Below are 23,049 nucleotides of genomic sequence, written 5' to 3'. Positions count from 1 at the left end.
CATCGTAACCAGCTACAACATTACGATATGCGAAGAATGACTTCTCGCTCTTTTTGGGTGAATAACCACGCCGTACCCGAATCCGACACCTACGCCTTAGTCCGCAGCGTCAAATGTGTATACGAGACAGCCACTTCCACCTGTCCTTCCGGTTACCTGAAGAAACGATGATGATGATCTTCACACAACGTCTTAGCCCCACTGGTAAGCTGCTCATTATCGCTTATGCGCCGCTTGGGGAATCGGCACATGCATAGTGGGCGATGTTTACTGACGTGTTCGCCAGATGACAGGCGCATGGGGAAATAAAGTATCAGCACTGCACCAAGGAGGGTCTGATTGGATATGCGCAGACGGCATAGATGGAGCGTCTGGTATGGCGCGGTGCTTATGCTTATGCTTCTCCCGATCAGCCTGGTTGCGGCCCTCCTGGCAAGGAATTTTCAACCGGCCTCGGCGGATCAGAACGCCCCGATTGTATTCAGCAACTACACGGTCAAGTTCGACCCCGACAATGGCTCCCCGCCCCGGCTACAGACTGTAACCGCCGGTAAACCGGTGCCGATGCCGACCAATGTGCCCACGAAGCCACAGGCTGTGTTCGTGGGTTGGTATGCCGGCTCAGCACCGTATGACTTCAGCCGTCAAGTGAATAGCAATGTGACGTTAACAGCGCGTTGGGCACCGGCCGATTTCACACTGAGCCCGGAATCAGGCCCCACTGCAGGAGGCAACCAGGTATCGGTCCAGGCACCGGCCATGCCCGGCAAACACTTCCAACAGCTGTCCGCAGGCCGCTTCCATGCGCTGGCACTGGACACGGACGGGCGGGTATACTCCTGGGGGCGCAATGACGGCAGCCAGATTGGCAACTCGTCGGTCCCCGCCGGTTTCGATGCCGCCCATACCTCCAAGCCAGTCGAGGTCGAATTGCCGACGGGCATGCGGTTCACGAAAATCGTCGCAGGCCCCAACGACTCCTTCGCTTTCGCCGAGGACGGCTCCCTATATGGCTGGGGGGCCGACGGCAAAGGCCAGCTCGGCGACGGCATGACCACCGACAGGACCACCCCTGTACGCATCCAGCCGACCGACCCGGCAAGCGGACGGCCCATTCACATAACCCAGATTTTCCCTGGGCCCAAGTTCACGCTTGCATTGGATGACAGCCAAGTGGCCTGGGCGTGGGGACAGAACCCTGAAGGCCAGCTCGGCGACGGCACCCGGACCGACAGACTAACACCGGTCCGGGTTATCCTGCCTGCCGGCGTACGACACTTCACCACCATGGCCGCCGGCTCCTCACACTCCCTGGGCATCGCCGACAATGGCAAGACCTACAGCTGGGGCTGGAACGCGTACGGCCAGCTGGGCGCCACAGCCATACCCACCGGCATATACAATCCAGCCGCCATAGCCCTCAGGCCGGTCCAGGTGAGGCTTCCAGCCGGAGTGGAGCTCAGGCAAGTGGCCGCACCCGAGGACTGGTCAATCGCCGTCGGCGGCAACGGCCGCGTCTATACGTGGGGATACAACGGCGACAACGAGCTGGGAGACGGCACAATGAATCCAAGGTCCAGTCCTTATGAAGTGGGCCTTCCACCCAACGAACGTGTCGAAACATTCATGATCAACGCGGACGACACCGTCGTGCTGACAACCGGCGGGACACTCTACGGCTGGGGTTTCAACGCCTGCAACCAAATCGCCGCCGACAGCCAGCAGAACGTGACCAGACCTGTCCCCATCGCCAGGCCGCCCCTAAACAGAGACATAGTACCTAAGCTGGTAGCCGCCAGTTGGAAGCACACCACCCTACTCGACGAGTCCGGCGCACTCTGGGGCTGGGGCAGCAACCAGTACGGACAGCTTGGTACGACAGCCAACGTGGGCTCCGGGGATATCAGCAAGCAGGCGATCGGGATAGACATGCCCCGGAAGGTAGCCGTCACCGGTGTACGATTCGATGGACTGCCGGCGACAGGCCTGGCGGTGAGCGGTAGTGACCCGCGCACATGGACGGCGACCGTCCCGGCCCACACCGACGGCCCTGTGACGGTAAGCATCGAATGGACCTTGAACGGCGTCGGACAGACGAATTTCACCATCACGCCCTACCGGTACTTCGACCCCCTGCCTCTACCTCCCACCGGGGGCCTGCCGGCCCGGCGCATGGCAGGCCTGGCTCTTCTGCTGACCGCTTCCGCTATGGGCGCCGCCTGGCTCCTGCTCCGCAGCCGCCGGACCTGATCCGCCGACCCGATCCACCAACCAGCCCCAGCCATACGGAGCCTATATCCGCCGCCGGCCGTCTTCCTCCTGCGTCAGGCGCAGTGATTCGGCCGCATCCTGCCGCAGCCGGTTCGCAAGCTCACCGCCGTCGGCGAACTTGACCTGGGGACGCAGGTAGGCCAGGAACTCCACACGCACCCGGTGCCCATACAGTTCCAGCCAGTCGTCGCCGGCGATGGCGTTCACCTCCAGCACACGCTCATACCGCCGCCCTTCCCCGGCGAAGGTCTCCTTTGAACCGATGGATATGGCGGCGGGCCAACGCCAGGGCGAGCCGGGCGCCAGCCGGGCCTCCAGGGCGCTGACGGCTCCAGGCTGTGTGTCCGTTCGAGCATCGCCCTGCCTGTATCCGTCGGCCGCGCCGCCACGCCCGGCTTGGGCATCCGCTTCCTTTTCGGGCCCCAGGTCGACCAGCCACCCTGCATAGACCCCGTCCGCAGGCATGCGGCCACGGTGGTCGGCGCCGATGTTCGCTGTGGGGTAGCCCAGGGCACGGCCCCGCTGTTCGCCGTGTACGACGTCGCCTTCAACCGCGTGCGCCCGTCCCAGTATCTCGTCCGCGGCTCGTATGCGGCCCTGCGCCAGGAGGGAACGCACGTTGCTGGAACTCCAGACGCGCACGTTCTTGCAGGAGTGGGCCTTGGTCCAGGCGCGCAGTTGGGCCTTGCTCAGCCCCTCAAGCGGGTCGGCGGGCTCGCCCGCGCCGCTGGGGACGGGGATGTCGCGGGTGGGGATCCAGGTCTTGCCGGGACCGGAGTCGTCGACCACATCGAGCCGGAAGACGCCTGTGGCCTCGGCCAGGGTCTCGATCGCGTGGACGTCGCCGCTGCGGCCGGCACCCATGCTGGCATCCTGGCCGAGCACGAGGGTGCGCATGCCGATTTTGCCTACCAGCGAGCCCAGGAAGAAACGGTAGGATTTGGAGGCGAAGGCCAGGGTGTAGCGCACGCTGAGCACCCAGTCCACGCCCAGCTGGCGCATGAGCCGAATCCGCTCGTCGGCGGGCATGAGTTCGTCGGGATCGGCTGTCGGCTCATCATCCGGCAGTTCACCGCCGGCGTGGGCCTTGGCGTAGGTGTGGACGCGCTTGGGACTGGGGTCGAACATGATGACCACCGCATAGTCGTCCTGCTGATGGGCCAGCTCGACCACGCGCCGGAGGACCGCCTGATGCCCCCGGTGGATGCCGTCGAAGACCCCGACGGTGACGACGCTCTGCTTGCTGGTGCTCAGGGTCGGCCAGTCCACGATGCCGCTGGCGTTCGGTTCCAGTCTGCTGACGTTCATTCGTTTCCTTTTCTTCTCGCCGCTTCCCCAGCGTATGCGGGCGCCTCAGGCTTCGTCAAGGGCAAAGACCGCGCTGGGCTTGGCCTGGCGGCTGTTTCGCGGGACCAGGATGGACACCAGGCGCTCCTGGACGCCCGTCTGCGCCCCCGTGATGGCCGCCGTGGGCCCATCCAGGTGCAGATCCAGGAACCCTCCATGCTGGAGGGTCTGCGTCTGCGCCCGGTCCACTGCGATGGTGGGCATGGTAAGCCTGGCGCCTTCCACCAGGTCCAGGGCCCGGCTCTGTATCTCCCGGCGGTCCTGGTCAAGGCTTGCCTTGGGGCGGGTGACGGTGCGCCCCTCCCGGTCCGTGTAGGTGTGATCGACCGCCCGGGCGGTCAGGACGCGCGGCGCCAGGCCGGGGTCGGCCAGGTCGAACCGTCCGACCCGGGTGCGGCGCAGGACGGTCAGGTGGCCGCCCACGCCGAGCTCCCGGCCCAGATCACGGCCCAGTGCGCGGATGTATGTGCCGGACGAGCAGGTGACCCGGGCCCTGATGTCCACGACGGGGCTGCCGTCGCGCGCCTGCGTGGGCTCGTAGCCCAGGAGCGCGAATTCGCTGATGGTCACCCCCCGGGCTTTCAGCCTGACCTCCTGTCCCTGCCGGGCCAGGTCGTAGGCGCGCCGTCCCTCCACCTTGATGGCGGAATAGGCGTTCGGGACTTGCTGGATGGGACCGGTGTAGTGTTCGCGAATGGCCTGTTCCACCTGCTGCCGGCTGAGGGCGCGCACGCGGGCCGCCACGCCCGGCCCGGCGGCAAGCAGCTCACCGTCGGCGTCGTCGGTGTCGGTGGCCTGGCCCAGGCGGATGGTGGTCTCATAGGTCTTGTCGTGACCGACGATCACGTTCAAAAGGCGGGTGGCCTGGCCGAAGCCGATGATCAGGGCACCGGTGGCCATGGGGTCCAGGGTGCCGGCGTGGCCCACCCTGCGCAGGCCCAGGCGGGAGCGGACGGCGGCCACCAGGTCGTGGCTGGTCATCCCCTGGGGTTTGTCGACTATCAGTATTCCGCTATGCATGGGTGCAATCGTCTCTTTCGCATGCCCACGGAGGACGGGCGGTGTCCCTGCCGTAGGGCGGGCCGAAGCCCGTTCAGGCTCAGGCTTCCTCGGGCCCCTCGGCCTGGTCGGACCAGCCGTCCTGGTCGTGGCCCTCGAAGTGGTCTCCGGTCTCCTCCGCGCCGGCCTCGGCTTCGGCGTCGGACTCGGAATCATCCTCGTCTTCGTCGTGCCTGTAGGGGTCGGGGTCGCCGGCATATTGGGCGTTCGCCCGAGCCGCCTGGAGCTCCTGGTCCCGCCGTTGGGCGACTGTCAGGACGTCTTCTATCTCTGTGGCCTGGGAGGGCACTTCGTCATAGATGAAGCGCAGGTTGGGGGTCAGCCGCAGCCCGGCCTTGGCACCCACCAGTGAGCGCAGACGGCCGGTGGCTTGGCGCAGGGCCTGTTGTGCGCGCTTGCGCTCCCCCTGCTCGTGGCCGGGTCGGCCGATCTGGGTCCAATACACCTTGGCGATCTGAAGGTCGTTGGTGACGCGCACCTCGGTGATCGTCACCCCGTCCAGACGCTTGTCGTGCATCTTCCCTTCGAGCGAGGAGGCGATGACCCTTTGAATCAGGGCCGCTATCCGCACGGCTCTTGGATTGCTGCCTGTGGCCATCGCCTTATGCTCCTTACTCGTACTGCCGGTTCACGTCGAGCGGCCCCGCAGGGCCGCGGACCACTACTTGCGCTCAACCTCGCGCATCTCGTAGGTCTCGATGACATCGCCGATCTGGATGTCATTGAAGTCACCCAGGTTGATGCCCGCCTCGTAGCCTTCGGCCACCTCGTTGACGTCGTCCTTGAAGCGACGCAGGGAGGCGATCTCCAGGTCGTTGATGGTGACGACCCCATTGCGGGAGATGCGTGCCTTGGTGCCGCGCTTGACCGTGCCGTCCTGGACCATGACGCCGGCGATGTTGCCGAACTTGGAGGAGCGGAAGATCTCGCGGATCTCCGAGTGGGAGGTGGTGGCCTCTTCGTACTCGGGCTTGAGCATGCCCTTGAGAGCGGCCTCGATGTCCTCGGTCGCCTGGTAGATGACCGAGTAGTACTTGATCTCCACACCCTCCTGGTCGGCGAGCTCGGCCACCTGCCGGTTGGGCCGGACGTTGAAGCCGATGATGACGGCCTTGTCGACCGTCGCCAGGTTGACGTCGTTCTGGGTGATGGCACCGACACCGCGGTGGATCACCTGGATGCCGACCTCGTCGGAGACCTCGATCTTCATCAGGGAGTCCTCCAAGGCCTCTACGGAACCGGAGGAGTCGCCCTTGATGACAATGTTGAGCATGTCGACCTCGGACTTGGCGAACTGCTCCTTCAGGCTCTCCAGGGAGACGATCTTGCGGCGCTTGGCCAACTGGGCCGCGCGGGCCGTGGCTTCGCGCTTCTCGGCGATCTGCCGGGCGGTGCGGTCGTCGGGGGCCACCAGGAAGACGTCGCCGGCCGAAGGTACGGATGTGAGCCCCAGCACCTGCACAGGCGTGGAGGGCACGGCCGCGTCCATGGCCTGACCGTTCTCATCCAGCATGGCGCGCACACGGCCGTATGCCGATCCGGCCACGATCGCGTCGCCCACATGGAGGGTGCCCTGCTGGACCAGCACGGTCGCGACAGCGCCGCGGCCCTTGTCCAGGCGGGCCTCGACGGTGGCGCCCCGTGCGTCCATGTCGGGATTGGCGCGCAGGTCCAGTTCGGCGTCAGCGGTGAGCAGGACGGCTTCCAGGAGCTTGTCGACATTGGTGCCCAGCTTGGCGGAGATGTCGACGAACATCGTGTCGCCGCCATACTCCTCGGAGACCAGGCCGAACTCGGTCAGCTGGCCCCGCACCTTCTCCGGGTTGGCGCCCTCCACATCGATCTTGTTGACCGCCACGACGATCGGCACGTCGGCTGCCTTCGCGTGGTTGATGGCCTCCACTGTCTGCGGCATCACACCGTCGTCGGCGGCCACCACCAGGATGGCCACATCGGTCAATTCGGCACCGCGGGCGCGCATGGCCGTAAAGGCCTCGTGGCCTGGGGTGTCCAGGAAGGTGATCTTGCGTGGCTCGCCCTCCAGATCGACGGTCACCTGGTAGGCGCCGATGCGCTGGGTGATGCCGCCGGCCTCGTGGGCCGAGGTGTTCGTCTTGCGGATGGTGTCCAGCAGGCGTGTCTTACCGTGGTCCACGTGGCCCATGACGGTTACCACCGGAGGCCTCGGCTTAAGATCCGCGTCGTCCTGCCCCTCCTTCTCGGAGTCCAGGTCGATGTCGAACTGCTGGAGGAGCTCGCGGTCCTCCTCCTCGGCGGAGACGATCTTGATGTTCCAGCCGATCTCCTGGCCCAGCACCTCGAAGGTGGTCTCGTCCAGGGATTGGGTGGCCGTGGCCATCTCACCCAGGTGGAAGAGCACGGTGACCAGGGCGGCCGGATTGACGTTGATCTTCTCGGCCAGGTCGGACAGGGTGGCGCCCTGCCGCAGCTTGATGGTCTGCCCATTGCCCGCGGGTATGCGCACCCCGCCGATGACGGGTGCCTTCATCTCCTCGAACTCATGGCGCTTGGCCATCCGGTTCTTGCGGGCCTTGGAGGACTTGCCCCCTTGGCGGCCGAATGCGCCTGCCGCTCCACCGCGACCACGGCCACGGCCACCGGGGCCCGAGGACTGCGGGGCACCGCCGAAGCGGTTGCCGCCCTGCCCCGGACGTGCGCCCGTTGCGGATGCGCCGGGCCTGTTATGACCCCACTGGTTGGTCCTGGCGCCTCCGCCCTGCTGACCCGGCCGGCCGTTGCGGAAGCGGCCCCGCAGGCCCCCGCCACGGCGGCTGTCGTTCACTGTCGGGCGCGCCATCGGATGCGGACGCGGGATGTCGCTGGGCATGGGGGATTTCATTCCCTGCTTGCGACTGAAGGGATTGTTGCCGGGCCGGGGCGCCGATGCGCCCTTTCGCCCGCCCTGCTGCCCCTGCGGGCGCGGGCCGGGATGTGCTCCCGGCGCACCGGGACGCGGTCCTTGGCGGCGCTGGGGCTGCTGGGGCTGCTGGCCGGCACCTGGACGCTGGGCCGCAGGGCTACCACCGCCGGAACGGCGGCTCGAACCCGGTGTGGGCATGCGACGGTCCCCGGGCCGCGCGGCGGCGGAGGGCTGCGACGGAGCCTGGGCCGATGAGGGCTTGGCAGCCTCCGCGGCCTTGGATGCACCCTGCGGTGCCGCCGGCTTGGCGGACGACTGTCGGCTGCCACCCGGATGACGGGCGGGCGAAGGCGAGGCCGCGCGGGCCTTGCCTGACTTTTGCTCCCCGTCCTGCTGACCGGACTGGGGGAAAGCGTTCTTGAGGCGGCGGACGACGGGCGCCTCCACCGTTGAGGAGGCGGACTTGACGAACTCCCCCATGTCCTTGAGCTTGCTCAGGACTGTCTTGCTGTCTACGCCAAGCTCCTTGGCTAATTCATACACGCGCGCTTTGGGCACTTACTTCTCTCCTAATCACCGACCGCGCGTATGAAGGCGCGATCATTCCATTTCGACGGCGAACATATCCTGTCTCATCGTGCGACCATGATCGTGTTACCTCGTCTCTGTACCGCATCCGGGCAGCGTAATGCCGCGCACTTCGGATACGGCTCTAAGCATACTCGTGCGTACGGATGTTCCGCTCAGCCCTCTTCGTCTTCGGGGGAAGGGTCAGCCGCGGGGTTTGAGGCTTCGGCGGATGCCACGGTCTGCGGTGTCTGCGCGCCCTGCCCGCCGGAGGGCCGGGCGGCGTCGGCGGCGGCCCGGGCGGCCTCCTGCTCCTTGAGCTTGGCCTGATGCTTCTCCAGGGATTCGATGCCGATCTTCCAGCCGGTCAGTTTGGCGGCGAGACGGGCGTTCTGCCCCTCCTTGCCGATGGCCAGCGAGAGCTGCGAGTCGCGTATGTATGCGATCGCGGTCTGGTTGCGCGGCGAGACTATGGCGACCTCACGCACCGTGGCCGGTGACAGGGCCGAGGCGATGAACTCGGCAGGGTCCTTGGACCAGTCGACGATGTCGATCTTCTCCACGCCCAGGTTCTCCATGACCGCGCGCACGCGGGCACCCCCCGGCCCGATGAGGGCGCCTTTGGGGTTCACCCCCTTGGCGTTGGCCTTGACCGCGATCTTGGTGCGGGCCCCCGCCTCGCGGGCGATCGCCATGATGGAGACGGCCCCTGCGTTGAGTTCCGGCACCTCAAGCTCGAACAGGCGTCGAACCAGGCCGGGGTGCGAACGCGAGACCACTATCTCCGGTCCACGGAAGCCCCGTGAGACCGTGACCACGTAGACACGTATGCGCTGGCCATGCCGGTAGCGCTCCCCCGGCACCTGCTCGCGCCTGGGCAGGATGGCCTCCACATCCCCGACCGCGACATGCACGTTGTTGGGATCGAGCGCGTCCTGCTGCACCACGCCGGTGATCAGATGTTCTTTCTGTCCGGCGAATGCGCCGAAGATACGCTTGTCCTCGGCTTCACGGAAGAGGTCGTTCAGGACACCCCGTGCCGTCGAAGCAGCCACGCGGCCGAAGTCCTCCGGCGTGTCGTCGTATTCCTCCCCGAGCCTGGGCACGGGATGGGGGTCCTCCTCGGTGGGTTCCTGGGGAATCTCGTCCTGGGCCCACACCGTGAAGGAGCCGGCGCGGTCGTCGAGTTCGACCCGGGCATGCTTGGCGGCATGGGGTGTTTTGGAATAGGCCAGACGCAGGGCTTCGGTCAGTGCTTCATCCAAGGTCTCGGCATCTATCCCCTGCTCCGCCGCCAGCTGATGGATCTCTGTCAGGTCCAATTCCATGTCAAGGCCTCCTATGAAGTTATGCCGTGCCTGCTGAACGGGCGACGGTCTGCAATTCAGACTATCCTAGCCTTTCATGCAGACACGTACGGGTTCAGGAGCGCACGCGCGAGGCCGATTCCCCTCCAGGCGCAAGGCCCGCGTCCGCTCCTGCATCCTCCTGCTGTGCGCGGCGGCCAGCGTCCTGTCCGGCTGCTCCTCCCCTGTCGCCATCCAGCGGATGGACCCGCAAGGGGGCCAGAGCGTGCTCAGCCCCTGCGACCGGGCAGTGGCCGATGCCCGGACATACGACCGGCGCACGGCCGACCCCTGGTTCGCATCCGCCGCCGGGGCCCGCCTCCAGGAGCCTGCGGCCGCAGCCCAGGCCTGGCACGAAGTGGCCATAGCATGCCCGGCCCGTTTCGGTGAAGCCGTGAACCGTTCGGCCCTGGCCTGGATGACGGCCAACCGCCGCGCCCGGGCCGGAGGAGCTTCCGCGCTGATGCCGGCGGACCCCCAGGCCCTCACACTGCAGGCCCTGCAGGAGCTTCCATCCGCCGCCCGCCTGCTCGGACCCACACAGCTGGCACAGGCGGCCAGGGCGGAGGACAGGGCCGGATTCTCGCTTATCGTACTGGCCGGACGGCGTCAGTCCGGTGGCACCACCCTCCTGGCAGTCGGCGACCGCCATCATGCAGCGGCCCAGTCCCTGGCTTCGGCCGACCCTGCGGGCGACCCACGCCAGGCCGTCTATTCCAGCAAGGATCTCCTGCAGCATCCTGATTCGATGACCGATCCCTCCAATGGACTGGAAGCGCCCACCGAGTCCGTGGTGGAGATGAACTGCGCGCGAGGTCTCATCCAGGCCTTCCAAGGATTCGTCACAACCGCTGCGAAGGAAGGCATGGAGGCCGAAGACGAGGGCGGCGCCCAAGGCCGGCCCGGGGCCCCAGGCCTCGCGGACGGCAAACAACCCGGCAGCCGCAACCCCGTACATGAACAGCGGCAGGCCCTGGGCACCCTTGCCCTCATGGCCACCGCCCACGCCTATACGGCCCTGGACGAGGGCTACCCCGCCCTTCCTCAGGCGCTGCTGCAGGAAGTCCCGAACTCGTAAACAAAACACCGCTTTGCGCTCACCCAGTCCAGCCAAGCCACCGTCAGCACATTCAGTCCACAACCGGTCCCATCCAGTGTCATAGATCCGATACACATAAACCGACGGGGCCCCGGTATCGCTACCGGGGCCCCGTCAAAGGCGGATGAGGCGAGATTCGAACTCGCGGAGGGGTTAGCCTCACACGCTTTCGAGGCGTGCTCCTTAGACCGCTCGGACACTCATCCCTTGCTGCCATCAGCTGCGCTGTGGCGGCAACTTTTCCATTATGCCATACCTGAGCGACCAAATGGCCGGCGCGTCGAACATCGGACGGCGATCATCAGCCACCAGGCCTGCCCGCGGAGCCGGAGGGGCCAGCAGTTGCCCCTCCCGGTCACCGCTGCCGGAATCAGCCGTCGAGGGTGCGTTTGGCACGGATCGCGCTGGCGCGCTCCGCCAACCGGTCGTCCGAGGGATAGGCCACATGCTCCAGGGTCAACCCCTGTGCGGCGACCGGGCCTGTGGAGCCCTCCCGCAGGGGGTGCATGACCTTGTCCCGGAACCAGTCCGCGTCCCGCTTGCCCTGCCCCACCCGCAGGCAGGCGTTGACCAGTGATCGCACCATGTTGTGGGCGAAGGCGTCCGCCACGATCGTGAACACGACCAATCCCGATTCCGCGGCCGGAGTCCGGAAAGCCGGTCCTGCCCCCATCCCATAAGTCAGCAGCGGCCGACCCGGCACCCGGTCCCAGTGGGCGTATTTGACCTGCCGTATGGTGGTTCCCCCTGGATTCGGTGTGGCGAAGGAACCGAAGTCATGCAGGCCTACGGCCGTTGCCGCCGCGCGGTTCATGGCATCGAGGTCGAGGGAGCCCTCCAACCCGAGTACGAAACCCCGCAGCCGCGGATCGAAGCGATCACGGCCCTCGCTGACACGATAGAGGTAGGTCCGTTCCAAAGCCGAGAACCGGGCGTCGAACCCCCCAGGTGCCCTCTGCACCCTGTGGATGGCTATATCCGTGGGCAGGAGGCGTTGCAACCGGTGTTCCAAGGCACTTTCCGGCGCCGCATCCATATGACCCACACAGCCCGACAGTACGCCCGAGGGAATGTCCAGATGACAGACCTGGTGTGCGGCGTGCACACCAGTATCCGTACGGCCGGCCACCACCAGCCGGGGGACCCAGCCCTCCGGCTCCCCGGCGCCCCTGCCCCCGGCCCGCCTGCCTCCTGCGGACCCCGACGTTCCCAGCACCCGGGCCAGGGCGGCCTCCATCTCGCCCTGGACCGTCCGCAAGCCCGGCTGCCGGGCCCAACCATGGAAGTCGCCCCCGTCATAGGCCAGATCGATACGCAGCCTGACCGTATCCCGGCCGGCCTGTCCCTCCTGCATGCCCTCAGCCAGGCCCTTACGGGTGTCGCCTGCCATGTCCCTCCTCATCACCGGATACCGGTGTGCCACGATACAAGAATGGGCCGGGGTTTGCGCCCCAGCCCATTGCCGCCTACCAGCCCGGTTTCACATCCGGCTGCTTGGTGGTCAGTCTACTTCTCGTCCGACTTGGCGGCATCCTCTGCCACATCGGCGTCCTCTTCGGCTTCGGCCTCGGCGGCCTCGTCCTTCCTGGACTCCTTCTGCAGGTCAACGGCGGCCTCATCCGCTCCGGCGACATCCTGCCCGGACTCGTTGGCGTCGACGGCCTGATCGGTCGCGTCCTTGGCGAGACCCTCGGTGATGGCCGCCTCGGTGGCTTCGGCCATCTCGCTGTCGTCAGCCTTCGCAGCCTGCTTGGCGGCGGCCTCGGCCTCACGCACAGTGGCCTTCTTGGCTGACAGCGGTTCGGTCACGAGTTCGATTACCGCCTGAGGGGCGTTATCGCCCTTGCGAGGGGCGATTCGGGTGATGCGTGTATATCCGCCCTCACGCTGCTCCATCTGCTCGGCAATCTCGGTGAAGAGCTTATGGACCACGGACTTGTCACGGATGACGCGCATGACCCGCCGACGGGAAGGCTGGTCGCCCCGCTTGGCGAAGGTGATCAGACGCTCGGCCAGGGGCCGCAGTCGCTTGGCCTTGGGCAGCGTGGTGGTGATCCTGCCGTGTGCGTACAGGCTGGTGGCCATGTTGGCCAGCATGAGGCGCTCATGCGCCGGGCTGGACGCCAGACGTGGGCCCTTTTTCGGTTGTGGCATTGTATTCTCCTTGTGTTGCTTCCCGGGTCCAGGTGGGCATTCGCCCGAGCATCCGAGCCTGGGAGGCTCTTACGGGGGGTGGACGCACGTCTCCGCTGCCGTCCACCCCACGGTCGACCTACAGCGAGGTCATTGATCCTCCGGCGAGAAGAACGTCCCGCCTTCGAGGTTGTTGGTGTCGAAGCCCAGGGGCGACGGCTTGAGGGCGAGTCCCATGCCCTGCAGCTTCTCCTTGACTTCGTCGATTGACTTCATCCCGAAGTTGCGGATATCCAGCAAGTCCTGCTCAGTGTGCGAGACAAGCTCGCCAATCGTGTGGATGCCCTCACGCTTGAGGCAGTTGTATGACCGCTGCGTCAGGTTCAGGTCCTCGATTGGAACGGCCATCTCCGGGTCCGCTTCCTCCTGGACGGGCTCGGGGCCGATCTCCACGCCCTCGGCCTGGTTGTTCAGGTCGCGGCAAAGACCGAAGAGCTCCACGAGTGTGGACCCGGCTGACGCCACCGCGTCGCGGGGCGAGATGGCGGGCTTGGTCTCCACGTCCAGCACCAGCTTGTCGAAGTCGGTGCGCTGCTCGACGCGGGTGGCCTCCACCTTGTATGAGACCTTCAGGACTGGCGAGTAGATCGAATCGACCGGGATGCGGCCGATCTCATCGGAATCCTGCTTGTTGAGCTGGGCCTGCACGTAGCCACGGCCACGCTCGACGGTGAACTCGATCTCGAGTTCCCCATCCTCTGCCAGGGACGCGATATGCAGGTCGGGGTTGGCCACAGTGACGCCGGCCGGCGGCGTGATATCGCCAGCCTTCGCCTCGCCCTTGCCCGACTTGCGCAGGTACATGACGACCGGCTCGTCATACTCACTGGTGAGCACGATGTTCTTGATGTTGAGCAGGATCTCCGTCACGTCCTCCTCCACGCCGGGCAGCGTGGTGAATTCGTGCAGCGCACCGGAGATACGGACCGAAGTGACGGCCGCCCCCGGAATCGAGCTCAGCAGGGTACGACGCAGTGAGTTGCCCAGAGTGTAGCCGAAGCCAGGCTCCAGAGGTTCGATAGTGAACCGTGAGCGCTGGGCGTTGACGACCTCTTCAGTAAGTGTCGGACGCTGTGCAATAAGCACTGTTCTTATCCTTTCAGCTCCAACCGGTGGTGCACTCACCGGTCTTCGCGGGTGGACTTATTGGTTTTCGAGTGCTCAGACGCGACGGCGCTTGGGAGGACGGACACCGTTGAATGCCTGCGGGGTGACGTCGGAGATGGAACCGACCTCCAGGCCCGCCGACTGCAGGGAGCGGATGGCGGTCTCGCGGCCCGAACCGGGGCCCTTGACGAAGACATCCACCTTCTTGACGCCGTGCTCCATCGCCTTGCGGGCGGCGGATTCGGCGGCCATACCGGCGGCATAGGGGGTGGACTTGCGGGAGCCCTTGAAGCCGACGTCACCGCCGGAGGCCCACGCCACCACCGCGCCCGAGGGGTCGGTGATCGAAATGATGGTGTTGTTGAATGTGGACTTGATGTGCGCCTGCCCGACGGGAACCGACTTGCGGTCCCGGCGACGAGGCTTGCGCGTGGCTTGCTTTGTGGCGGCCATTGATCCTCGTTTCCTTCTAACGATTGAATTACTTGCTTTCGAGGGCGGGAGCGACCTGGCTCCGAGCCTTCACGACCTTACTTGGTCGCCTTCTTCTTTCCGGCGACCGTGCGCTTCGGGCCCTTGCGGGTGCGCGCATTGGTCTTGGTGCGCTGGCCACGCACGGGCAGTCCCCTGCGGTGGCGCTGGCCCTGATAGCAATTAATCTGGATCTTCCGGCGAATATCAGCGTCAACCTCACGACGCAGATCACCCTCGATCTTGTAGTTGCCTTCGAGGTAATCACGCAGCGTAACCAGCTGCTCATCCGTGAGATCCTTGACGCGGGTGTCTGGATTCACACCAGTGGCGGCAAGTGTTTCCTTCGCACGAGTGCGCCCGACACCGAAGATGTAGGTGAGGGCTATCTCGATGCGCTTCTCGTTGGGGATGTCGACTCCGGCAAGACGTGCCATACTCGATTCCTTCTGTTCACGCAGGTCGTGCACCAAGTCGCCCGGTCTCCCGGCCCGGGCCTGCGCACCCGGGGTTCAGCCTGTAGGGCTGTGACTTGACGCCTTTTTCAGTTATGCCGCTGGAAATCTACCTCAGCCTTGCCGCTGCTTGTGGCGCGGGTTGGTGCAGATCACCATGACACGGCCGTGACGGCGGATCACGCGGCAGTTCTCGCAGATCCTCTTCACACTAGGGCTGACCTTCATGGTTTTCCTTTGCTTCTGTGTACCTTTACTTGTACCGGTACGTAATGCGGCCACGGTTCAGGTCGTAGGGGCTCATCTCGAGCACGACCCTGTCCTGAGGCAGAATACGTATGTAATTCTTGCGCATCTTGCCGGAGATGGTCGCCAGGACGGTGTGCTTGTTCTCGAGCTCGACGCGGAACATCGCATTCGGCAATGCCTCCACTACCCGACCTTCGACTTCGATCACACCATCTTTTGCCATGAGCCTTCAATCCGTCCGTTGGCTGATTACTTGACATGTCTCAAGACACGCCAACTTGCTAGTATAGCATAATTCAATCCTCGAATCTCCGGCGAGTCGCAATACGACCTCAGAGCCTCTGTCGCCTTGCATTCCCCCTGAACAGGATGAGCCGCCGGCCAGCCTTGGGGCCGCCGGCGGCTCATCATCCTTCTCAGGAATCGCGAATCTCAGCCTTCGATGGCGATGGTCTTCCTGCTCTCGACCGGTTGCACCGATTCCTTCGGAACCGAGACGTGCAGGGTGCCGTCGGAGAACTTGGCGTGGATGTCGTCCTCCTTGACCCCCTCGCCCACATAGAAGCTGCGGGAGCAGGCACCGGTGTAGCGTTCGCGGCGAATCCACTTGCCGCCCTTGCCCTTGTCGTCCTGCTCGCTCTTCTTCTGGGCGGACACGATCAGATAACCGTCCTCCAGCCGCAGGCTGACATCATCCTTGGCAAAGCCGGGCAAATCGATGTCGAGTTCGTAGGATCCGTCCTTCTCGCGCACATCCGTGTTCATAAGAGCGGCCTGCGCCATTCTGCCTGAACCGTCGGAACGGCGGGAATCACGCCAGTTGTTGAAGAAGGGGTCATCGAAGAAATCACCGAAAATCGAGTTGTTCATCAAAGCCGGAAGCATTGTCATCATGCACACTCCTTAGGTAGCATACACATTCACATCATTGGGCCAGGATCCTGGCCACCGGGTATTCCCGGGGGCCTCCCCCGCCGTTCACTACTAACAACCGCTTCACCGCCGTGCTATGCCCGGATTCAACCCACAGCGAAACCAAACTTGAGCCTTAATGACTCAGGTTTTCATTCGGAGGTAGGCCCGCCCTCTGGAAACACAAAAGGCGGCGCCGACTCGCGTCGGTGCCGCCTTCACCATGTCATAAACGTCTGCTCAGCCGCGACGATCCAAATTGCTGACGATTGCCTTGGAAATGGCATCGATATCGCCGACCCCATCTACCTTGACCAGAAGCCCACGCCCTTCATATGTTGCAAGCAGCGGTTCCGTCTCCTTCGAGTACACGTCCAGACGCTTGGCGATCACCTCAGGGGTATCATCGGCACGGCCTTCTATTTCGGCCCGTTTCTTCATGCGCTCCATCAGCACATCACGGTCCGCGTCAAGGGCGACCACAGCACTCAGTGGCGTACCCAGCTCGTCCAGCATGGAATCCAACGCCTCCACCTGCGACGCGGAACGAGGATATCCGTCCAGAATCCAACCGTCCTTAGCGTCGTCCATGCCCAGACGATCCTCGACGATCCTGTTGGTCAACTCATCGGGCACCAACTCGCCCTTGTCGATGTAAGCCTGGGCCTGCCTGCCCAACTCGGTGCCGTTCTTCAGGTTGTAGCGGAAGATGTCGCCCGTTGAAATGGCAGGAATACCGTAGTGCTTGCTCAGCAGGGCAGCCTGCGTACCTTTACCGACTCCCTGGGGTCCCATGATGAGCAGTCGTTGAGCCATGTCTCTTTCCTTTGTTTGTCAATCATTGCGGTTTGCATTCGTCGCATTATGCGTGATCCGGCCCGGCGAGCACTCGCCACGGCCGGATCATACGTTCATCTCTTCGAGCACATGGGAAGGATCAACCTTCCTTGTGGTCCCCCTCCAGCAGGAAGCCGGTGTATTGGAACTGCTCGGTCTGGGCCTTGGCCTGGCGCAGGGTGTCAAGGCCCACGCCCGCGATAATCAGGATCGTAGTGCCTCCGAACGGCAGCTTGCCGTTGATCTTGAGCAGCATGATCAGGACCGTGGGAATCAGCGCCACGAAGAGCAGGTAGATGGCGCCGACCGTGTTCAGGCGGTTCATCACATAGTTCAGGTAGCGGGAGGTGGCCCTGCCGGCGCGGATGCCCGGGATGAAACCGCCGTATTCCTTCATGTTGTCGGCCGTTTCATCCGGATTGAAGGTGATGGAGGTGTAGAAGAAGCAGAAGAAGACGATCATGACCGAGTACATGGCGATGTACCACACACTGGTGGTGTTCGCCAGATTGGTGTTCACCCACTTGACCCAGGACTGCTCGGGCTTGCCGAACTGCGATACCAGTGTGGGAATGGCCAGGATCGACGATGCGAAGATGGGCGGGATGACACCGGACATGTTCACCTTGAGCGGCAGGTAGGTGGAGGATCCGCCATACATCTTCCGACCGATCATACGGCGCGTGTACTGCACAGGGATGCGTCGCTGCGCCAGTTCAACGTAGTTGACGAAGATCAGGATGAGGACGAGGACGCCAACGACGATGCCGAACTTCTTCCAATCGCCGTTCTTGCCGTTGGTGCCCCAACCAATGTTCCACAGCTGGGGCAGGAATCCGGAGCAGATGGAAGTGAAAATCAGTACCGACATGCCGTTGCCGATGCCTTTGTCGGTGATCAGCTCAGCCATCCACATGATCAGGCCGGTGCCACCGGTCATGACCAGGATCATGACCACGAAGTTCCATACTGATCCGTCGGGGATGACCTTCTCGGTGCAGGCGTTGTTGAACAGGGCACCCGAACGTGCGGTGACCAGGATGGTCGTGGACTGGAGGATAGCCAGACCGATGGTCAGATAACGGGTGTACTCCGTGAGCTTGGCCTCACCCGACTGCCCCTCTTTGTGGAGGGCCTCGAATCTGGGGATGACCACACGCAGCAGCTGAACCACGATCGATGCGGTGATGTAGGGCATGATGCCCAAGGCAAAGATGGACAGCTGGAGAAGGGCGCCACCGGAGAACAGGTTGACCAGACCGATGAAGTCCTCATTGCCCGCCGACGTGACGCACTTCTGCACCGCCGGATAATCCACGCCCGGCGTGGGTATGAAGGAACCGATCCTGTAGATGATGATGATACCGAAGACGAAGAGGATCTTCTTCCTCAACTCCTTGGTTTTGAAGGCCTGGATTAACGTCCTCACCTGGATTCCTCCCTATAAGCGCTTCGGCTACCCCATGCCGCGCTGACAACTTCCTGCCCTAGCTTAGATGATGGGCAGGTCAATGCTTAAAGCCCGGTAAACCATCGGCCCCCACCCGCTGCTGCGGGGGGAGCCGATCGTCATACCGTTTTCCCGAAACCGCCTGGCTCGGTTCAGTCCTGAGAGACGGAACCGCCCGCGGCTTCAATCTTGGTCTTGGCCGAAGCGGAGACCTTCACACCCTTGAGCGTGAAAGCCGCCTTGGCTTCGCCCTCGCCCAGGACCTTGACCGGGCGGCCGGAGCGGACCGCACCATGTTCCGCCAGAGCCTCAGCGGTGATCTCGCCACCATCTGGGAACAGCTCGGACAGCCGGTTCAGGTTCACCACCTGGAACTGCTGCTTGAACGGACTCTTGAAGCCACGCAGCTTGGGCAGGCGCATGTACAGAGGGAGCTGTCCGCCTTCGAATCCCGGACGCACCTGGTACCTCGCCTTCGTGCCCTTCATACCGCGGCCCGAGGTCTTGCCCTTTGAACCTTCACCGCGGCCGACGCGGATGCGGTCGCGCTTGGCACCGGGGGCCGGGTGCAGGTCATGCATGCGCAGAATCTGCGGCTCCTCGGCCTGAGTGGAGTTCTTGCTAGCCATAATCAGTCTGCCTCCTCAACGGTGACCAGGTGGCGAACCTTGTCGATCATGCCGCGGTAGACCGGCGTGTCGTCTATGACGACGCTCTGACCGATCTTGCGCAGATTCAGCGAACGCGCGTTCACCTTCTGGCGCTCTGTCTGGTTGGCGAAACCCTTGACCAGGGTGACCTTCAGATGCTTGCTCATCACTCACCATCCTTCTGGTCGGAGGCCTTCGCCTTGGCTTCCTCACGGGCCTTGCGCGCCTCGGCGATGCCGGCTGCGCGCGCCTTGAGCAGGGAGTCGGGAGCGACTTCCTCCAAGGTCAGACCACGGCGTGCCGCGATCTCCTCGGGCTCCTCCAGTGACTTCAGCCCGGCAACCGTGGCCCGGACCATGTTTACGGCCGTCGCCGACCCCATGGACTTGGTCAGGATGTCGGTGATGCCCGCGCACTCCATGACGGCGCGGACGGGACCGCCGGCAATTACGCCGGTACCCGGAGCCGCAGGCCGCAGGAGGACGGTTCCGGCTGCATCGTGGCCGATCACCGGGTGGGTGATGGTGCCACGGATGCGAGGAACCGTGAACATGTGCTTCTTAGCATCCAGCTGGCCCTTGGCGATCGCCGCCGGGACCTCGCGGGACTTGCCATAGCCCACGCCGACCGTGCCCTTGCCGTCGCCTACGACCACCAGGGCCGCGAAGCTGAAAGTACGGCCACCCTTGTGTACCTTGGATACACGGTTGATGGTCACGACCTTGTCGAGCATGTCGTCGTTGCGGTCATCCCGGCCGCGACGGCCACGACGGCCGTCCCGCCGGCCTTCGCCACGCCGGCCGTCGCCACGGGAGCCACGACGGCCCCTGCGGTCGTCATTGCCGCCCCGTGCGCCGGTGCCTGCGGACTGGGAAGCCTGGCTGGCCTGTGCCTCGCCGGCCACCTGGGTGTCCTTTGTCGTCTCGTTATCGCTCACAGTGCCAAACCTCCCTCACGGGCGCCTTCCGCCACGGCCGCCACGCGACCATGGTACTTGTTGCCACCGCGATCGAATACCACGGTGGTGATGCCTGCGTCCTTGGCCTTCTGGGCGATCTGCTCGCCGACCTTGCGGGCCGCGGCGGTCTTGTCCCCATCGACCTTGGGGAAGTCTCCGGCCATGGTGGAAGCGCTCACCAGGGTGATGCCCCTGGTGTCATCCACAATCTGTGCCACCATGTGCCTGTTGGAACGCGTGACCACCAGACGTGGGCGCTCTGCCGTGCCTTCTATGCGCTTGCGCAGGCGGAGGTGACGGCGCAGACGGGCGACCTTCTTGCCTTTTCCGCGAATTGCGACTGTCATATCACTTACCAGCCTTTCCTGCCTTGCGTAGGATGTGCTCATCCGCGTACTTGATGCCCTTGCCCTTGTAGGGTTCGGGGGCCCGCAGCTTACGGATGTTGGCTGCCGCCTGGCCGACCTGCTGCTTGTTGGTGCCGCGCACGATGATCTCGTTCGCGTTGGGCAGTTCGTAGGTGATTCCCTCGGGCGCGTCGACGCTCACGGTGTGTGAGTAACCCAGGGAGAGCTCCAGGCCCTTGCCCTTGGCTGCTGCACGGTAACCGGTGCCGACCACCAGCAGGTGCTTCTCGAAGCCCTTGGAGACACCCTCCACAATCGACGCGATGATTGCACGCGACAGGCCATGGTTGGCCCTGGTGCCACGATCCTCATTCGCCGGTTCTAGGATGATCTGCGAGCCATCGACCTTGCCGGATATACCCTCGGGCAGGGTGAAGGAGTCGGAGCCCTTAGGTCCCTTGGCCATGAAGTCCTGACCCTTGAATGAAGCCTCCACGCCCGCCGGGATGGCGACGGGGAGCTTACCAATATGCGATGCCATGTTCAGCTCTCCTTTCTCACCACACGTAGGCGACGATTTCGCCGCCGATGCCCCGGTCGAGGCATTCCTTCTGCGTCATCAGACCAGAGCTGGTCGAGATGATGGCCACACCCAGACCGCCGAGCGGCATGGGCAGGGAGTCGGACTTGGCGTACCGCCTGAGACCAGGCTTCGACACACGCTTGATGCCTTCGATGCTCTGCTCACCATGGGGACCGTACTTGAGCTTGATCTCCAAGGTCTGGCCCACGCGGGCCTCCTTGGCGGTGAAGTCCTTGATGTAGCCTTCGCGCTTGAGAATCTGAGCGATGGCCGCCTTGAACTTCGAATACGGCATGTCCACGGTCTCATGCTTGGCCGCACTCGCGTTCCGCAGACGCGTCAGCATGTCCGCGATTGGATCTGTCATTGTCATGTGGGCTTATGCCCTTCCTCGCCGTGGTTTCCGCCGCCCGGCAGTCTCCTGCCTGGACAGCGGACCTTCAGCGTCGATCTTTACCAACTGGACTTCGTAACTCCGGGCAGCTCGCCGGCATGTGCCTTATTGCGAAGGCAGATGCGGCACAGGCCGAACTTGCGATAAACGGAATGGGGACGACCGCAGACCTGGCAGCGTGTATAGCCACGTACCTTGAACTTAGGCTTGCGTGCCGCCTTGTTCCTCAGAGCGGTTTTTGCCATTTCAGTTCTCCTTGAAGGGGAAACCAAGCTGCTTGAGCAGTGAGCTGGCCTCCTCGTCGTTCTTGGTGGTGGTCACCACAGTGATGTCCATACCACGCTGGTGGTCGATCTGATCGGGGTCAATCTCGTGGAAGACGGACTGCTCGGTCAGGCCGAAGTTGTAGTTGCCCTGTCCATCGAACTGTTTGCCGGAGATGCCGCGGAAATCGCGGATCCGGGGCAGGGCCACGGTCAGCAGACGGTCCAGGAACTCCCACATGCGCTCGCCCCTTAGGGTGACGTATGCACCAATGGCCTGGCCCTCACGCAGGTGGAACTGCGCCACCGACTTCTTGGCCTTGGTCACCTTGGGCTTCTGTCCGGTGATGGCGGACAGATCCTTGATGGCACCCTCGATCAGCTTGGAATCGCGGGCGGCCGCACCCACACCCATGGAGACGACGACCTTCTCGATCTTCGGCACCTGCATGGGGTTGGCGAACTTGAATTCCTTCACCAGCTCGGGCACGATCTGCTCGGTGTACTTTTGCTTCAAACGAGGGACTGCCGGTGCTTCGACGGTTGTATCGCTCATGACAGCTCCTTGCCTGACTTCTTGGCCACGCGCGTGCGTACCCGCTTGATGCGGCCGTCACGGGCCTCTTCCTTGACAACCACGCCGACGCGCGTCGGCTGCTTGGTCTCCGGGTCGATCACCATCACGTTGGAGCGGTGGATCGGCGCCTCAACCGGCACGATGCCGGACTGCTGACCCTGCTGGGTGGCCTTCATGTGCTTCTTGACGATCTGCACGCCTTCGACGATCAGACGGTCGTTGGGCAGAATCCTGGTGACCTTGCCCTCCTTGCCGCGATCCTTGCCGCGGATGACCTTGACCTGGTCGCCGGTCTTGATCTTGGCTACCATCTCAAATCACCTCCGGTGCAAGGGACACGATCCTCATGAAGCGCTTGTCGCGCAGCTCACGACCGACCGGTCCGAAGATACGAGTACCGCGGGGCTCCTGCCCGTTGCCCAAAAGGACAGCTGCGTTCTCGTCGAACTTGATGTAGGAGCCGTCAGGACGACGGTGCTCCTTTACAGTGCGGACGACTACGGCCTTGACGACCTCGCCCTTCTTGACCGACCCGCCGGGGATGGCGTCCTTGACGGAAGCGACGATGACATCGCCGATGCCGGCATAGCGTCGCTTCGACCCGCCGAGCACGCGGATGGCTAAGATCTCCTTAGCACCCGTGTTGTCAGCGACGCGAAGCCGCGATTCCTGCTGAATCATTGATTCTCCTTAGCCGCGCTGGTTCTCCGCATGCACCATACCCCGTCAGGGGGACGGTAACCGGCGGAGCCTTGCCGAACTTGTTACTTGGCGCGCTCCACGATCTCCTGGAGACGCCAACGCTTGGTCTTGCTCAGTGGCCTGGTCTCCATGATCTGGACGAGATCGCCGATATGGGCCTCGTTCTTCTCATCATGGGCCTTGACCTTGCGGTTCGAACGGACGACCTTGCCGTAGAGGGGATGGGTCGAGCGCTGCTCGATCGAGACCGTAATGGTCTTGTCCATCCCATCGGACACTACGTAGCCGCGACGAACCTTGCGGAAGTTGCGCTCCTGCTTGTCAGCCATGC

The 23,049-nt window shown here is 64.0% G+C and carries 28 protein-coding genes and 1 tRNA gene; 2 read left to right on the top strand and 27 right to left on the bottom strand.

All coding sequences use genetic code 11. The annotated features are described in order from the left end of the window. Window positions 1-345 precede the first annotated feature (345 nt). Window positions 346-2,250, top strand: a complete 1,905-nt coding sequence (locus CRD59_RS04305; RefSeq protein WP_113853436.1) for an RCC1 domain-containing protein — start codon at window positions 346-348, stop codon at window positions 2,248-2,250. 42 nt (window positions 2,251-2,292) lie between these two features. Here CRD59_RS04305 and CRD59_RS04300 read toward each other — a convergent pair whose 3' ends face one another. From CRD59_RS04300 to nusA, 5 genes are all read right to left on the bottom strand, one after another. Then, window positions 2,293-3,579: a riboflavin kinase gene (locus tag CRD59_RS04300; RefSeq protein WP_113853434.1), complete on the bottom strand. Its 1,287-nt coding sequence runs from the start codon at window positions 3,577-3,579 to the stop codon at window positions 2,293-2,295. A 45-nt stretch (window positions 3,580-3,624) separates the two neighbouring features. Then, window positions 3,625-4,638 carry a tRNA pseudouridine(55) synthase TruB gene (truB, locus tag CRD59_RS04295; protein WP_113853432.1) on the bottom strand — a complete coding sequence of 338 codons (1,014 nt, stop codon included), beginning with the start codon at window positions 4,636-4,638 and terminating at the stop codon, window positions 3,625-3,627. Between the two features lie 79 nt (window positions 4,639-4,717). After that, window positions 4,718-5,275, bottom strand: coding sequence for a 30S ribosome-binding factor RbfA (gene rbfA, locus CRD59_RS04290; protein ID WP_113853430.1), 558 nt, complete (start codon window positions 5,273-5,275; stop codon window positions 4,718-4,720). Between the two features lie 63 nt (window positions 5,276-5,338). After that, window positions 5,339-8,116 (bottom strand): translation initiation factor IF-2, encoded by a 2,778-nt coding sequence (gene infB / locus CRD59_RS04285; RefSeq protein WP_113853428.1) that lies wholly within the window; start codon window positions 8,114-8,116, stop codon window positions 5,339-5,341. A 185-nt stretch (window positions 8,117-8,301) separates the two neighbouring features. Continuing rightward, entirely contained in the window at window positions 8,302-9,453 is a 1,152-nt protein-coding gene (gene nusA, locus CRD59_RS04280) for a transcription termination factor NusA (RefSeq protein ID WP_113853426.1), read from the bottom strand. 76 nt (window positions 9,454-9,529) lie between these two features. On the opposite strand from nusA, the gene CRD59_RS04275 reads away from it, so the two are divergent. Beyond that, window positions 9,530-10,549: a hypothetical protein gene (locus CRD59_RS04275; protein WP_127920938.1), complete on the top strand. Its 1,020-nt coding sequence runs from the start codon at window positions 9,530-9,532 to the stop codon at window positions 10,547-10,549. A gap of 142 nt (window positions 10,550-10,691) precedes the next feature. Here the strand turns inward: CRD59_RS04275 and CRD59_RS04270 are convergent. From CRD59_RS04270 to rpsQ, 22 genes are all read right to left on the bottom strand, one after another. Further along, window positions 10,692-10,776: transfer RNA gene (locus CRD59_RS04270), tRNA-Ser, on the bottom strand. Window positions 10,777-10,940: 164 nt separating this feature from the next. Further along, window positions 10,941-11,924 carry a tRNA pseudouridine synthase A gene (locus tag CRD59_RS04265; RefSeq protein ID WP_113853466.1) on the bottom strand — a complete coding sequence of 328 codons (984 nt, stop codon included), beginning with the start codon at window positions 11,922-11,924 and terminating at the stop codon, window positions 10,941-10,943. A gap of 152 nt (window positions 11,925-12,076) precedes the next feature. After that, complete coding sequence (rplQ, locus tag CRD59_RS04260; protein WP_113853423.1) at window positions 12,077-12,724, bottom strand: 50S ribosomal protein L17; 648 nt, start codon at window positions 12,722-12,724, stop codon at window positions 12,077-12,079. Between the two features lie 129 nt (window positions 12,725-12,853). Continuing rightward, window positions 12,854-13,849, bottom strand: a complete 996-nt coding sequence (locus tag CRD59_RS04255; protein ID WP_113853421.1) for a DNA-directed RNA polymerase subunit alpha — start codon at window positions 13,847-13,849, stop codon at window positions 12,854-12,856. A 75-nt stretch (window positions 13,850-13,924) separates the two neighbouring features. Beyond that, a complete protein-coding gene (gene rpsK, locus CRD59_RS04250; RefSeq protein ID WP_113853419.1) occupies window positions 13,925-14,323 on the bottom strand; it encodes a 30S ribosomal protein S11 in 399 nt (132 codons plus the stop codon). Window positions 14,324-14,400: 77 nt separating this feature from the next. After that, on the bottom strand, window positions 14,401-14,778 hold the full coding sequence (gene rpsM, locus CRD59_RS04245) for a 30S ribosomal protein S13 (RefSeq protein WP_113853417.1): 378 nt from the start codon (window positions 14,776-14,778) through the stop codon (window positions 14,401-14,403). Between the two features lie 132 nt (window positions 14,779-14,910). Next, entirely contained in the window at window positions 14,911-15,024 is a 114-nt protein-coding gene (gene rpmJ / locus CRD59_RS04240; protein ID WP_003814578.1) for a 50S ribosomal protein L36, read from the bottom strand. A 25-nt stretch (window positions 15,025-15,049) separates the two neighbouring features. Continuing rightward, window positions 15,050-15,268 (bottom strand): translation initiation factor IF-1, encoded by a 219-nt coding sequence (gene infA, locus CRD59_RS04235; protein WP_113853415.1) that lies wholly within the window; start codon window positions 15,266-15,268, stop codon window positions 15,050-15,052. Between the two features lie 209 nt (window positions 15,269-15,477). Continuing rightward, the gene (locus tag CRD59_RS04230; protein WP_113853464.1) at window positions 15,478-15,936 is read right to left on the bottom strand and encodes an Hsp20/alpha crystallin family protein; all 459 of its coding nucleotides are present in this window, start codon (window positions 15,934-15,936) and stop codon (window positions 15,478-15,480) included. Window positions 15,937-16,197: 261 nt separating this feature from the next. Then, window positions 16,198-16,773 carry an adenylate kinase gene (locus CRD59_RS04225; RefSeq protein ID WP_113853414.1) on the bottom strand — a complete coding sequence of 192 codons (576 nt, stop codon included), beginning with the start codon at window positions 16,771-16,773 and terminating at the stop codon, window positions 16,198-16,200. A gap of 121 nt (window positions 16,774-16,894) precedes the next feature. Continuing rightward, window positions 16,895-18,223, bottom strand: a complete 1,329-nt coding sequence (gene secY, locus CRD59_RS04220; protein ID WP_113853412.1) for a preprotein translocase subunit SecY — start codon at window positions 18,221-18,223, stop codon at window positions 16,895-16,897. A gap of 173 nt (window positions 18,224-18,396) precedes the next feature. After that, a complete protein-coding gene (gene rplO / locus CRD59_RS04215) occupies window positions 18,397-18,873 on the bottom strand; it encodes a 50S ribosomal protein L15 (RefSeq protein ID WP_113853410.1) in 477 nt (158 codons plus the stop codon). 2 nt (window positions 18,874-18,875) lie between these two features. After that, window positions 18,876-19,061: a 50S ribosomal protein L30 gene (rpmD, locus tag CRD59_RS04210; protein ID WP_113853408.1), complete on the bottom strand. Its 186-nt coding sequence runs from the start codon at window positions 19,059-19,061 to the stop codon at window positions 18,876-18,878. Then, on the bottom strand, window positions 19,061-19,831 hold the full coding sequence (gene rpsE / locus CRD59_RS04205) for a 30S ribosomal protein S5 (protein ID WP_113853407.1): 771 nt from the start codon (window positions 19,829-19,831) through the stop codon (window positions 19,061-19,063). Before rpsE ends, rpmD begins: the two co-directional genes overlap by 1 nt. Next, on the bottom strand, window positions 19,828-20,199 hold the full coding sequence (rplR, locus tag CRD59_RS04200) for a 50S ribosomal protein L18 (RefSeq protein WP_113853405.1): 372 nt from the start codon (window positions 20,197-20,199) through the stop codon (window positions 19,828-19,830). The genes rpsE and rplR overlap by 4 nt, the downstream gene beginning before the upstream one ends. Before the next feature lies 1 nt (window position 20,200). Beyond that, window positions 20,201-20,740, bottom strand: a complete 540-nt coding sequence (rplF, locus tag CRD59_RS04195; RefSeq protein WP_113853403.1) for a 50S ribosomal protein L6 — start codon at window positions 20,738-20,740, stop codon at window positions 20,201-20,203. 16 nt (window positions 20,741-20,756) lie between these two features. After that, window positions 20,757-21,155 carry a 30S ribosomal protein S8 gene (gene rpsH, locus CRD59_RS04190; protein WP_113853401.1) on the bottom strand — a complete coding sequence of 133 codons (399 nt, stop codon included), beginning with the start codon at window positions 21,153-21,155 and terminating at the stop codon, window positions 20,757-20,759. Window positions 21,156-21,235: 80 nt separating this feature from the next. Continuing rightward, window positions 21,236-21,421: a type Z 30S ribosomal protein S14 gene (locus CRD59_RS04185; protein ID WP_113853399.1), complete on the bottom strand. Its 186-nt coding sequence runs from the start codon at window positions 21,419-21,421 to the stop codon at window positions 21,236-21,238. A gap of 1 nt (window position 21,422) precedes the next feature. Continuing rightward, window positions 21,423-21,995, bottom strand: a complete 573-nt coding sequence (gene rplE / locus CRD59_RS04180) for a 50S ribosomal protein L5 (protein ID WP_113853397.1) — start codon at window positions 21,993-21,995, stop codon at window positions 21,423-21,425. Next, on the bottom strand, window positions 21,992-22,327 hold the full coding sequence (gene rplX / locus CRD59_RS04175) for a 50S ribosomal protein L24 (protein ID WP_113853395.1): 336 nt from the start codon (window positions 22,325-22,327) through the stop codon (window positions 21,992-21,994). The genes rplE and rplX overlap by 4 nt, the downstream gene beginning before the upstream one ends. Before the next feature lies 1 nt (window position 22,328). Next, complete coding sequence (gene rplN / locus CRD59_RS04170; RefSeq protein WP_113853393.1) at window positions 22,329-22,697, bottom strand: 50S ribosomal protein L14; 369 nt, start codon at window positions 22,695-22,697, stop codon at window positions 22,329-22,331. Between the two features lie 83 nt (window positions 22,698-22,780). Next, the gene (gene rpsQ / locus CRD59_RS04165) at window positions 22,781-23,047 is read right to left on the bottom strand and encodes a 30S ribosomal protein S17 (RefSeq protein ID WP_113853392.1); all 267 of its coding nucleotides are present in this window, start codon (window positions 23,045-23,047) and stop codon (window positions 22,781-22,783) included. Window positions 23,048-23,049 lie beyond the last annotated feature (2 nt).

It is taken from the genome of Bifidobacterium xylocopae, from assembly GCF_003315615.1.
Lineage (GTDB): Bacteria > Actinomycetota > Actinomycetes > Actinomycetales > Bifidobacteriaceae > Bombiscardovia > Bombiscardovia xylocopae.
This window is presented reverse-complemented; position numbering and strand designations above follow the sequence as displayed.

Excerpts from the sequence above, each read along its gene's own strand:
- rplO (WP_113853410.1), bottom strand. The coding sequence starts at position 18,873 with ATGGCTAGCAAGAACTCCACTCAGGCCGAGGAGCCGCAGATTCTGCGC.
- rpmD (WP_113853408.1), bottom strand. The coding sequence starts at position 19,061 with ATGAGCAAGCATCTGAAGGTCACCCTGGTCAAGGGTTTCGCCAACCAG.
- infA (WP_113853415.1), bottom strand. The coding sequence starts at position 15,268 with ATGGCAAAAGATGGTGTGATCGAAGTCGAAGGTCGGGTAGTGGAGGCA.
- rbfA (WP_113853430.1), bottom strand. The coding sequence starts at position 5,275 with ATGGCCACAGGCAGCAATCCAAGAGCCGTGCGGATAGCGGCCCTGATT.
- rplE (WP_113853397.1), bottom strand. The coding sequence starts at position 21,995 with ATGAGCGATACAACCGTCGAAGCACCGGCAGTCCCTCGTTTGAAGCAA.
- rplR (WP_113853405.1), bottom strand. The coding sequence starts at position 20,199 with ATGACAGTCGCAATTCGCGGAAAAGGCAAGAAGGTCGCCCGTCTGCGC.
- rpmJ (WP_003814578.1), bottom strand. The coding sequence starts at position 15,024 with ATGAAGGTCAGCCCTAGTGTGAAGAGGATCTGCGAGAACTGCCGCGTG.
- rpsQ (WP_113853392.1), bottom strand. The coding sequence starts at position 23,047 with ATGGCTGACAAGCAGGAGCGCAACTTCCGCAAGGTTCGTCGCGGCTAC.
- rpsH (WP_113853401.1), bottom strand. The coding sequence starts at position 21,155 with ATGACAATGACAGATCCAATCGCGGACATGCTGACGCGTCTGCGGAAC.
- CRD59_RS04185 (WP_113853399.1), bottom strand. The coding sequence starts at position 21,421 with ATGGCAAAAACCGCTCTGAGGAACAAGGCGGCACGCAAGCCTAAGTTC.
- rpsM (WP_113853417.1), bottom strand. The coding sequence starts at position 14,778 with ATGGCACGTCTTGCCGGAGTCGACATCCCCAACGAGAAGCGCATCGAG.
- rplN (WP_113853393.1), bottom strand. The coding sequence starts at position 22,697 with ATGATTCAGCAGGAATCGCGGCTTCGCGTCGCTGACAACACGGGTGCT.
- rpsK (WP_113853419.1), bottom strand. The coding sequence starts at position 14,323 with ATGGCCGCCACAAAGCAAGCCACGCGCAAGCCTCGTCGCCGGGACCGC.
- CRD59_RS04300 (WP_113853434.1), bottom strand. The coding sequence starts at position 3,579 with ATGAACGTCAGCAGACTGGAACCGAACGCCAGCGGCATCGTGGACTGG.
- rplX (WP_113853395.1), bottom strand. The coding sequence starts at position 22,327 with ATGGTAGCCAAGATCAAGACCGGCGACCAGGTCAAGGTCATCCGCGGC.
- CRD59_RS04305 (WP_113853436.1), top strand. The coding sequence starts at position 346 with ATGCGCAGACGGCATAGATGGAGCGTCTGGTATGGCGCGGTGCTTATG.
- rplQ (WP_113853423.1), bottom strand. The coding sequence starts at position 12,724 with ATGCCACAACCGAAAAAGGGCCCACGTCTGGCGTCCAGCCCGGCGCAT.
- truB (WP_113853432.1), bottom strand. The coding sequence starts at position 4,638 with ATGCATAGCGGAATACTGATAGTCGACAAACCCCAGGGGATGACCAGC.
- rplF (WP_113853403.1), bottom strand. The coding sequence starts at position 20,740 with ATGGCATCGCATATTGGTAAGCTCCCCGTCGCCATCCCGGCGGGCGTG.
- CRD59_RS04275 (WP_127920938.1), top strand. The coding sequence starts at position 9,530 with ATGCAGACACGTACGGGTTCAGGAGCGCACGCGCGAGGCCGATTCCCC.
- nusA (WP_113853426.1), bottom strand. The coding sequence starts at position 9,453 with ATGGAATTGGACCTGACAGAGATCCATCAGCTGGCGGCGGAGCAGGGG.
- CRD59_RS04265 (WP_113853466.1), bottom strand. The coding sequence starts at position 11,924 with ATGCAGGAGGGACAGGCCGGCCGGGATACGGTCAGGCTGCGTATCGAT.
- CRD59_RS04225 (WP_113853414.1), bottom strand. The coding sequence starts at position 16,773 with ATGGCTCAACGACTGCTCATCATGGGACCCCAGGGAGTCGGTAAAGGT.
- CRD59_RS04230 (WP_113853464.1), bottom strand. The coding sequence starts at position 15,936 with ATGACAATGCTTCCGGCTTTGATGAACAACTCGATTTTCGGTGATTTC.